Raw genomic sequence first — 9,190 nt, forward strand, 5'->3', positions numbered from 1 at the left:
GTATGGGTCCCGGCCTTCGCCGGGACGACGAAAACGGAAAGAGTATCTGACATGGCTCATTCGCACGGCCCGCTTCGGATCGGCGTCGGCGGCCCGGTCGGCTCCGGCAAGACCGCGCTGATGGACCTGTTGTGCAAGGCGATGCGCGAGCGCTACGACATCGCTGCCATCACCAACGACATCTACACCAAATGGGACGCCGAGTTTCTGGTGCGCTCGGGATCGTTGACGCCAGACCGCATTGCCGGTGTCGAGACCGGCGGGTGCCCTCATACCGCGATTCGCGAGGACGCCTCGATGAATCTCGCGGCGGTCGCCGACATGCGGGCGAAGTTTCCCGGCCTCGATCTGGTGCTGATCGAATCCGGCGGCGATAATCTTGCCGCCACGTTCTCGCCGGAGCTGGCCGATCTGACGATCTATGTCATCGATGTCGCGGCCGGCGACAAGATCCCCTCCAAGGGCGGCCCCGGCATCACCAGGTCCGACCTTCTGGTCATCAACAAGATCGATCTTGCGCCCCATGTCGGCGCCTCGTTGGAGAAGATGGAGACCGATGCACGGCGGATGCGCGGCCCGCGGCCGTTCGTCATGACCAATCTCAAGAAGAGCGAGGGGCTGGATCGCATCATTGATTTCATCGAGGCCAAGGGAGGTCTCAAGCCGCGAGTCCTTTTCTCTTGAACTTCTTTTCCTCCCGGAATTCCGTTCCGGCTGGAATCACGAAAGCCGTTCATTAACTTTTACGAGACCGACTGCGCCCGTGCGCCCCTCCGCAGGCGAGCCGACATTTGGCCGAAAGATTGTCGAAGCACCGGAACAAAAATCGGCTGGCGAAGTTGACAGCCTCCCACCTGCTTGCGCAACCACCGTTAAGCAACCGGGCAAGCTTCGATGCGACCGCAGTTGCCTATCCTTCATGGTTCAATCAATATACAGCGCAGGCTGGCGTGTCTTACAGCTCCCTCTTGCCGTCCCGGCGGACTCCCAATGACTGCCTCATGTTTGCGCCAGCCCCGAATTTTCGAGTAGGCGAGTGGTCCGGCTTGGTTTCATCATCGGTCTCATCGCGCTGATCGGAGTCTTGTTCTCCGGACTGGCGGCGTATCGCGTGCATGAGCAGGAGCTCACGATCGACGGCATCGCGCTGAGCCGCGCCATTGATGTCCATGCCAGCCTTGTACAGGACCGCCTGACCGAGCGCGAACTCTTGGCCCGCGTCGCCTCGGGCCTGTTCCGGGCGCCGTCGGTGGTCAAGGCCAACATGCTGGAGCCGTTGCGCTCGTCGATCTACGCCTTCAAGACCGACTTCGTCGTCGCGGGCTGGGTGGCGCGGCTCAAGCCGAGCGAGCTGGATGTGGCCGGCGCCGAGCTGGCGCAGGCTGGATTTCCCAATCCTGCGATCCGCAATATCGACGGCAGCCCGGTCGACCCCCACGCGATCGACAAGCCGGTCGACGTCCTGATGGATGTCGAGCCGCGCAACGCGGAGACAGAGGTCCTTGTCGGGCACGTGCTGGACCAGAATGCGGCGATCAGGGCGATGCTGGACCGGGCGATGGCGGAAGGAAAATCCGTCGCCTCCGATCCGGTCCCGTTGCTGCGGCCGGACGGCCCGATCGGGCTCGCTCTGGCCGCGCCCGTGGTGCAGAACGGCGTGACGTCGCCGGCGGGCTTCGTGACGTTTTCCTACGAGCTGTCGCAGCTGATGCTGACCAACGACGACCTGTCGCTGTTCTCGGTGGCGCTGAAGGATCCGCGCGCGGCGGGTGTCGAGCTGACCGCAAACGACCAGGGCCTCGTCACCTCGCGCACGGTGGCGCCGGATCAGCCCGCGCCGTCCGCGACCCGCACCGTGACGTTCGGCGCCCGCGACTGGACGCTGGACTATTACGCCAAGAGCAGTGCCGTCCGTCGCGCCGAGCAGACTGCCGTCATCGTCGGCGCCATCGGACTGGCGCTTACCGGTATCGTCTGCGGCCTGTTCGGCTATGTCGCCTACAACAATCTGCGCATGAGCCGCGAAATCCAGGTGCGGATCGGCTTCGAGCGTCGGCTTACCGCTGTCATCGACGAACTCAATCACCGGGTCAAGAACATCCTCGCGGTGATCCAGTCGATCGTGACGCGGACGCTGCGTCATGGCTCCGACATCGACGTCGCGCGCGAGCTGCTGATCGGCCGGATCCACGCCATGGCCAATGTCGTCTCGCTGCTCAGCGAAAGCCAGTGGCAGGGCGTCAAATTGCGCGGCCTGTTCGAGGCGCGCTCGATTCCCCATGCCGAGCGCATCGCGGTGAGCGGTCCCGACATCTCGGTCAGCGCTCGCGCCGCGCAGAGCCTGTCGCTGTTGTTCTACGAGCTGGCGTCGCATTCCGACGAAGGGCTGTCGCTGGTCGGCAAACACCCGCACATCGTCGCCAAATGGGAGGTCACCGGAGCGGAGCCGGAGACGATTTTCCAGTTTCGCTGGGAGGAGTTCAACACCAGCGAGGCGACGCGTCGGCCGGACAGCGATTTCGGGCTCATCCTGCTCGACCGCGTGGCGCCGGAGGCGCTCGGCGGCACCTCCAAGCGCTATTTCACGGAGGTCAGCTATGTCTACGAACTCACTGCGCCGATGGCGACCGTGGTCGACATGACCGAACGAGACCGCACCGAGCAGATTTCAGCGCCAGTGCGGCCGTCCCGGTAAATCAGCGCGTTTTCATCATCGCCCGTCCGTCGGACCGCCCGGAAGGAAAGCAGTGCTTGCGCGCGCCATCCTGGCGATCCACGTGTCTATTTCTGCGTCTTTTTCTGCGTCTTTGCTGCACCGGAAACTGCACGTACTGCCCACGCCCTGCGGCAGCACGCGCGGGCACTACGTCTGGGCTATAAAGCCGTTGCTTCCACCTCACCTGGCCGAGGCCACGCACGCGCTCGTCGTGAAAGCGACGGCTGGCGCGCGGCCGTTATCCGCTGCTGCCGATCACCGCGCGCACGGTTTCATCGGGGCCGAAATCATCGGCGCCGTCGACATAGAGCAGCGCCGCGAGCTTCGAGCGCGCGCGATTGACGCGGCTCTTGATGGTGCCGACGGCGCAGCCGCAGATCGTGGCGGCATCCTCGTAGGAGAAGCCGGAGGCGCCAACCAGGATCAGCGCCTCGCGCTGGTCCTGCGGCAGCTTGTCGAGCGCGACGCGGAATTCCTCGAACTCCAGATGCGCGCCCTGCGCGGGCTGCGTTTTCAGCGTCTTGGCGTAGTTGCCCTCGGCATCCTCGACCTCGCGCCGCCGTTTGCGGTAATCGGACCGAAACAGGTTGCGCAGGATCGTGAACAGCCACGCGGGCAGGTTGGAGCCCGGCTGGAACGAGTCGATATTCGCCAGCGCCCGCAGCAGGGTTTCCTGCACCAGATCATCGGCGCGGTCGCCATTACCGCTGAGCGAAATCGCGAACGCGCGCAGGCTCGGGACCGAGGCCAGAATGTCGTCGCGAAGGGAATCCGTGAGAGGCATCAGTTCCTCCCGCCATTGTCGTCGGTGTCGTCGTCGCCCGTCTTGCCCACGTGGGGTGACGGAGCGGGGACATCAAGCTTGCGGACAAGTTCCGCAAATCGGTCCGGTACCCCTTGCCGCACGACGTCGTCATACATCGCGCGCAATTGATGGCCGATTCTGGACTGAATCTCGGCATTCAGCCCGCCCTGCTTGCCTGGTGCCGCATTCCTGCTGGCTTGAGACTTTACATCCTTCATGACCTGTTCCACGTTTCCCCGGGAGTTAAGTCCCTGCAGCTTCGAGAATTTCTCAGTGTGGGGCCTTCCGTAGAAAAGCTAATGCGATCCCGGCCCGAAAGTTCCAACGCCCTTGGAACTTTTCGCGTGCTCGGGCGTAATCTGCGGATGAGGGGAACCCGGGCCACCCCTGGATCGTGCGGCCCATAAATATCGATGGAGTGGGGATGTCCCGATCACAGCTTGTTGCTGAACATTTACCGTTGCTGCGCCGCTATGCCCGCGCCCTGACGGGAAGCCAGACCTCCGGCGATGCCTATGTCGGGGCCATGCTCGAGGCCCTGCTGCAGGATCCCTCGCTGCTCGAGGAGCAGCATGGCCCTCGGGCCGGCCTGTTCCGGCTGTTCACCCGGATCTGGAACTCGGTATCGCTGAATGACGATGCCGAGGTCGCGACCCTGCCGATGCCGCCGGAGCGGCGGCTCTCCAACATTACTCCGCTACCGCGACAGGCGTTCCTGCTGTTGTCGCTGGAAGGCTTTCCGGAGGAGGAGGTGGCCTACATTCTCGGCACCGACGTCGCCGAGACCCGCCGGCTGGCCGATGCTGCCGGCCGCGAAATGGCCGCCGAGATCGCGACCGACGTGCTGATCATTGAGGACGAGACCTTCATCGCGATGGATCTGGAAAGCCTGGTGCGTAATCTTGGTCACAACGTCATCGGAGTGGCCCGCACCCATTCCGACGCGGTAGCGCTGGCCAAGAACAAGAAGCCCGGCCTGATCCTGGCCGACATCCAGCTCGCCGACGGCTCGTCCGGCCTCGACGCGGTCAACGAGCTGCTTCGGACCTTCGAGGTACCGGTGGTGTTCATCACGGCCTATCCCGAGCGCTTCCTTACCGGCGAGCGCCCAGAGCCGGCCTTCCTGATCTCGAAACCGTTCCAGCCCGCGATGGTTTCGGCGGTCGCAAGCCAGGCGCTGTTCTTCCAGCGCAATTCGCGCAATCGCGCGCCCAAGGCGGCAGCCTCCTGAAGGGGGGAGGCGTCAGTTGCGTTCGAGTCGACTTCCGGTGCGCCTGAAACAGGCGCGCCGGTTTTTTTTGCCGCGGTTCGGGAATGATTGAATTGGAAGTTCTGATAAATTCGGTTGTTGGTTTGGTCATTTCCGTTGCGACCGTCGAGGAAGACGGGGCTGTGATTTCGTCGGCGGCCCAAAAGTGGTGAGTAGAGCTTCGGCGACGCGGCTCCGATAACGTTGACTGTGGCGTAGGACGTGAAATTCCCGTTGCGGCAGACGGAACGGAACGTGGTGCAGCAGACTGTTTTCGATGCTCGGCGCTGCGACCGATGCCGAGATCGCCGTGGCGCCCAATCCCGCTTCGACCGCCGCTCGCACCGCTTCATTCGAAGGTAGCTCCATCGCGATTTTGAGACGGGCGGCCTCGATGCCGATCTGTGCCAAAGCCTGTTCGAAAACCGATCGTGTCCCCGATCCGGGCTCGCGGAGCACCCACTCGCCCTCGAGGAGGTCGCGCGCCTTCGGAGGGGTGAGGCGCTTGGCCCAGGCATGCTCGGGACCGACCACGAGGACGAGCTGATCTCTCGCGATGGGAGCGCTGACGAGCTGTCTGCCCTTCACGGCCCCTTCCACGAAACCGAGTTCTGCAATTCCGGTCTCGATCGCCTCGGCCACCTGCGCCGTGTTGCCGATCGCAAGTCGGATGTCGATCCGCGGATGGGTCCGCCGGAATGCAACGAGATGACGCGGCAGCCAGTAGCTCGCTATCGTCTGGCTGGCTTGAACCGTCAGAGTCCCGCGCTCGAGATTGCCGAATTCGCTTAGCGCGAGTTCAGCGTGCTCGACCTGCGCAAGGATTGTCCGCGCTTCGGTCAGAAGCGCCTGGCCAGCCTCGGTCAGTTCGATGCGACGGCCGATGCGATCGAATAGCCTAGTATCATGACGCGCCTCCAACGAGGCGATGGCATGGCTGGCCGCTGATTGTGCCAGATTGAGCGCCTGCGCGGCCTGAGTCACGTGCTGACGCTCGGCCACCGCGACGAAAATACGAAGCTGTTCCAGCGTCATGTTGCCTTATCCGTTCTAGATAATAGATCATACCTATGAAGAACATATATTGGAACGATTATTCGAGAGCCGGTAGCCTGCTTTCGCGAGCCTAAGGAACAGCGTCGGCGCGGGGAATGATCCCGATGCCGCGGTCAACGGCTTCGGTCGATCAAACTGATCTGGTATTTGGATTGTATTTCGCTATCCAAACAACTTGATGGTCGATGCCAACGTTGGAAGGAGGCCTTCGTGTCACTCCCGGCAAAAAGGATCACCGTGACCGGCACTGCTGGTCAAATCTGCTACTCGCTCCTATTCCGTCTCGCCAACGGAGATCTTTTCGGCCGAGAGCAGTCCATCATCCTCCAATTGCTGGATCTCCCTCAGGCACAGGCGGCGGTACGAGGCGTGGTAATGGAGCTGGAAGACTGTGCTTTTCCTCTGCTCGCCGATGTTCATATCACCGATGATCCGGCGCTCGCATTCAAGGACGCCGATGCGGCTTTTCTGGTTGGTTCGCGGCCGCGCTCCAAGGGAATGGAACGGCGCGATCTATTGGCCGCGAATGCGGAGATTTTTCGAACTCAGGGCCGGGCACTTGATCAGGCCGCCAGCCGCGCTGCCCACGTCCTCGTGGTCGGCAATCCCGCAAATGCCAACGCAGCAATTCTCGCCGCAAACGCGCCCAGTTTCCCGGTCGAGAACATCACTTCGATGATTCGCCTCGATCACAACCGTGCCGTTTCCCAACTGGCCAGCAAAGCTGGTGTCCCGGTCAGCGAGATTGCGCGTGTTATCGTTTGGGGCAATCACTCTCCTACCATGTTTGCTGACTGGCGGTTCGCGACGGCGAATGGCCGCGGTCTTCCCGATCTCATTGGGGACGAAGCCTGGTACAGGGAGACTCTCATTCCAAGGGTGGCGCAGCGGGGAAGCGCCATTATCGAATCACGCGGTGCGTCCTCCGCAGCTTCAGCAGCGAATGCGGCGATCGATCACATGCGCGACTGGATCGCCGGCACGAATGGCCGGTGGGTTTCAATGGGCGTCGCTTCCGATGGAAGCTATGACATTCCGGAGCGGATCATATGCGGTGTGCCCGTCACTTGTGCAGACGGCAAGTACCAGCGCATCGATAGGCTGCCAATCGACGACTTTGCGAGGAAGATGATTGATCGAACTTGCGCCGAGCTCGTAGACGAACAATCAGCAATTCCCTAAGTATTTGCCTGCGGTCGCAGGCCGCTGGCGCATGAACGATAGACAGCACTCAAATCAAGGCGGCCGACATGACCTATATTCACAGACAGTTGGCGATGCACAGCAGCGTCAAGCCGCTAGCCGAGATCGTGCGCAATTTTACGCCTAATTGGTTTGCCGCCACCATGGGAACCGGCGCACTGGCGCTCGTCCTTGATCAACTCCCGCTCGCTGTCGTCGGTCTGCATGCGGTGGCGGTCAGCCTCTGGCTATTGAACATCGGGCTCTTCGCGCTCTTTGGTCTGCTCTACGCGACGCGCTGGATCTTGTTTTTCGATGAAGCGAGGCGGATTTTCCAGCATCCCGTGATGTCGATGTTTTTCGGTACGATCCCGATGGGACTGGCAACCATCGTCAATGGCTTCCTGGCCTTTGGTGTCCACCTGATAGGCGAACAGGCTATCGGCATTGCCCACGGGCTGTGGTGGCTCGACGCCACAATGTCGGTCGCCTGCGGTGTCGCCATTCCCTACTTCATGTTCACGCGCCAGGAGCACAGCATGGAGAAGTTGACGGCGGTCTGGCTGCTACCCATCGTCGCCTGTGAGGTCGCGGCCGCAAGCGCCGGCCTGCTCGCACCGCATCTGGCAACGTCGGAAGCGCTCCTCGTTCTCGTGCTTGGCTATGTGCTGTGGGCCTTCTCGGTGCCGCTCGCCATGACCATGCTGGTGCTGCTCATCCTGCGGCTGGTGCTGCACAAGCTGCCGGAGCGCGATATGGGCGTCTCCGCTTGGCTGGCGCTCGGGCCGATTGGCACTGGCGCGCTGGGACTACTGGTGCTCGGCGGCGACGCGCCTGCCGTCTTCGCCGCCAACGGTCACGCCGGCATTGGCGACGTAGCTTTCGGCCTTGGCGTCATTGGCGGCATTGTGTTTTGGGGCTACGGCGCATGGTGGCTCGCGCTCGCCATCCTGAAGACAGTGCGCTACCTGCGCGAGGGGCTGCCGTTCAACCTCGGTTGGTGGGGTTTCACGTTCCCGCTCGCTGTCTACACGCTGGCTACGCTCGCGCTGCACCGGGCAACCGGGCTCGCGCTTTTCTCCGTCACGGCCGGGCTCCTGACGATCTGCTTGACGGTGTTCTGGATTATCGTGGCGACGCGCACATTTAACGGCGCCAGAACCACCGCTTTGTTCTCCGCGCCCTGTCTGGAAAATTCGCGTTGGCCGGCCCGGTTCGAAGCGGATGTCGTTTGAGCCCGCTGCGATTCACAGCGACCGATGTCCGTTCAAAGAAATGCAGGACGCGGCTGGCATCACCTCAGCCGCGCCCTGCGTCGCCGGTCAATGGGGCAGGGGGGAATAACCGGCTGCCTAAAAGACTCCCGGCGCCCGCGGTCGTTCCGGTACAGCAAATTTTTTTTGAACACGGTTAAGTGATGACCGGTCCAAGAACCCGCCTGCCGCGACTAACGTTGATCAGTTGATCGCCATGGGGCGAGGGATCTTCAGTCATGTCACACCTGCGTACCGGAATATTTGGCGCCATCGCGCTTTCGGCGACCCTGGGTGCGGTGCAGTTTGCCTTCGGTCACGATCTCACCCAGGAGTTCACGAGCGGCCTGCGGGCCTTCTCCGCTGCGCCGGTTGTTCCGGCGGCTACCCTCGATCAGGTCAATCGCGCCGCCAAGGCCGACCGTGCCGGGCCCCTGGCACGGGCCCAGGTGCCGACCCGGACCATCTCCATTCATCTCGACCGCGTTGCCGACACCTCCGTCGTGGTCCGCATTCCCCTGGCTGACGGTAGGTCCGGGCCGCACTCGGGCGCCACGTCTGCGCCGGCGTCGCTGATCTCCACTCGGCCGAACGCGCAGCGGACGGTCGCCTGCGAGCCCGTGGTCAGCGTCCTGACCGAGATCGCCAAGCGGCTGCAGCCGGGACGTTGCCTCACCTGAGCGCAGGCCGGTCATTGCAAAGATCGCAGCAGGTCGCTCCGCTTTGTAAGCGGCCATCCGTCAGTCCGCTGGACTATCAAGTTTTTCATTCAGCCGGTGCCTGCTGGTCGGCCTGTTGTCCGCGGGTCGCCAAGAACCCCAGCGCCAATCCCCCCACCGCAAGAATCGGGATCATCCGCTTGATGCCGATGGCGCGCGCGATCTGCAGGCCGGTCGCGACCAGCATGGGATCCGCCAGCATGTTGTGGG

The 9,190-nt window shown here is 62.7% G+C and carries 9 protein-coding genes; 6 read left to right on the forward strand and 3 right to left on the reverse strand.

The window, feature by feature from the left end; genetic code table 11:
- Positions 1-51: 51 nt before the first annotated feature.
- Complete coding sequence (gene ureG, locus WCB02_RS10710) at positions 52-684, forward strand: urease accessory protein UreG (RefSeq protein ID WP_423958095.1); 633 nt, start codon at positions 52-54, stop codon at positions 682-684.
- Positions 685-1,036: 352 nt separating this feature from the next.
- Positions 1,037-2,695: a CHASE domain-containing protein gene (locus tag WCB02_RS10715; RefSeq protein WP_423958096.1), complete on the forward strand. Its 1,659-nt coding sequence runs from the start codon at positions 1,037-1,039 to the stop codon at positions 2,693-2,695.
- 259 nt (positions 2,696-2,954) lie between these two features.
- On the opposite strand, the gene WCB02_RS10720 is transcribed toward WCB02_RS10715, so the two are convergent.
- On the reverse strand, positions 2,955-3,500 hold the full coding sequence (locus WCB02_RS10720; protein ID WP_423958098.1) for a sigma-70 family RNA polymerase sigma factor: 546 nt from the start codon (positions 3,498-3,500) through the stop codon (positions 2,955-2,957).
- Positions 3,500-3,739: a NepR family anti-sigma factor gene (locus tag WCB02_RS10725; protein ID WP_423958109.1), complete on the reverse strand. Its 240-nt coding sequence runs from the start codon at positions 3,737-3,739 to the stop codon at positions 3,500-3,502. Before WCB02_RS10725 ends, WCB02_RS10720 begins: the two co-directional genes overlap by 1 nt.
- A gap of 206 nt (positions 3,740-3,945) precedes the next feature.
- Here WCB02_RS10725 and WCB02_RS10730 point away from each other — a divergent pair, with 206 nt between their 5' ends.
- Positions 3,946-4,752, forward strand: a complete 807-nt coding sequence (locus tag WCB02_RS10730; protein ID WP_423958099.1) for a response regulator — start codon at positions 3,946-3,948, stop codon at positions 4,750-4,752.
- A 126-nt stretch (positions 4,753-4,878) separates the two neighbouring features.
- On the opposite strand, the gene WCB02_RS10735 is transcribed toward WCB02_RS10730, so the two are convergent.
- Positions 4,879-5,805 (reverse strand): LysR substrate-binding domain-containing protein, encoded by a 927-nt coding sequence (locus WCB02_RS10735; RefSeq protein ID WP_423958101.1) that lies wholly within the window; start codon positions 5,803-5,805, stop codon positions 4,879-4,881.
- A 231-nt stretch (positions 5,806-6,036) separates the two neighbouring features.
- Between WCB02_RS10735 and WCB02_RS10740 the strand changes: the two genes are divergently transcribed.
- From WCB02_RS10740 to WCB02_RS10750, 3 genes are all read left to right on the forward strand, one after another.
- Positions 6,037-7,008: a malate dehydrogenase gene (locus WCB02_RS10740; RefSeq protein WP_423958103.1), complete on the forward strand. Its 972-nt coding sequence runs from the start codon at positions 6,037-6,039 to the stop codon at positions 7,006-7,008.
- 95 nt (positions 7,009-7,103) lie between these two features.
- Positions 7,104-8,243, forward strand: a complete 1,140-nt coding sequence (locus WCB02_RS10745; RefSeq protein ID WP_423958105.1) for a TDT family transporter — start codon at positions 7,104-7,106, stop codon at positions 8,241-8,243.
- 257 nt (positions 8,244-8,500) lie between these two features.
- On the forward strand, positions 8,501-8,941 hold the full coding sequence (locus tag WCB02_RS10750; RefSeq protein WP_423958107.1) for a hypothetical protein: 441 nt from the start codon (positions 8,501-8,503) through the stop codon (positions 8,939-8,941).
- Positions 8,942-9,190 lie beyond the last annotated feature (249 nt).

Source organism: Bradyrhizobium sp., from assembly GCF_049581145.1.
Lineage (GTDB): Bacteria > Pseudomonadota > Alphaproteobacteria > Rhizobiales > Xanthobacteraceae > Bradyrhizobium.

What these genes read in the sequence shown, in the direction of transcription:
- ureG (WP_423958095.1), top strand. Translation starts at nt 52, where the DNA reads ATGGCTCATTCGCACGGCCCGCTTCGGATCGGCGTCGGCGGCCCGGTC.
- WCB02_RS10720 (WP_423958098.1), bottom strand. Translation starts at nt 3,500, where the DNA reads ATGCCTCTCACGGATTCCCTTCGCGACGACATTCTGGCCTCGGTCCCG.
- WCB02_RS10725 (WP_423958109.1), bottom strand. Translation starts at nt 3,739, where the DNA reads ATGAAGGATGTAAAGTCTCAAGCCAGCAGGAATGCGGCACCAGGCAAG.
- WCB02_RS10730 (WP_423958099.1), top strand. Translation starts at nt 3,946, where the DNA reads ATGTCCCGATCACAGCTTGTTGCTGAACATTTACCGTTGCTGCGCCGC.
- WCB02_RS10735 (WP_423958101.1), bottom strand. Translation starts at nt 5,805, where the DNA reads ATGACGCTGGAACAGCTTCGTATTTTCGTCGCGGTGGCCGAGCGTCAG.
- WCB02_RS10745 (WP_423958105.1), top strand. Translation starts at nt 7,104, where the DNA reads ATGCACAGCAGCGTCAAGCCGCTAGCCGAGATCGTGCGCAATTTTACG.
- WCB02_RS10750 (WP_423958107.1), top strand. Translation starts at nt 8,501, where the DNA reads ATGTCACACCTGCGTACCGGAATATTTGGCGCCATCGCGCTTTCGGCG.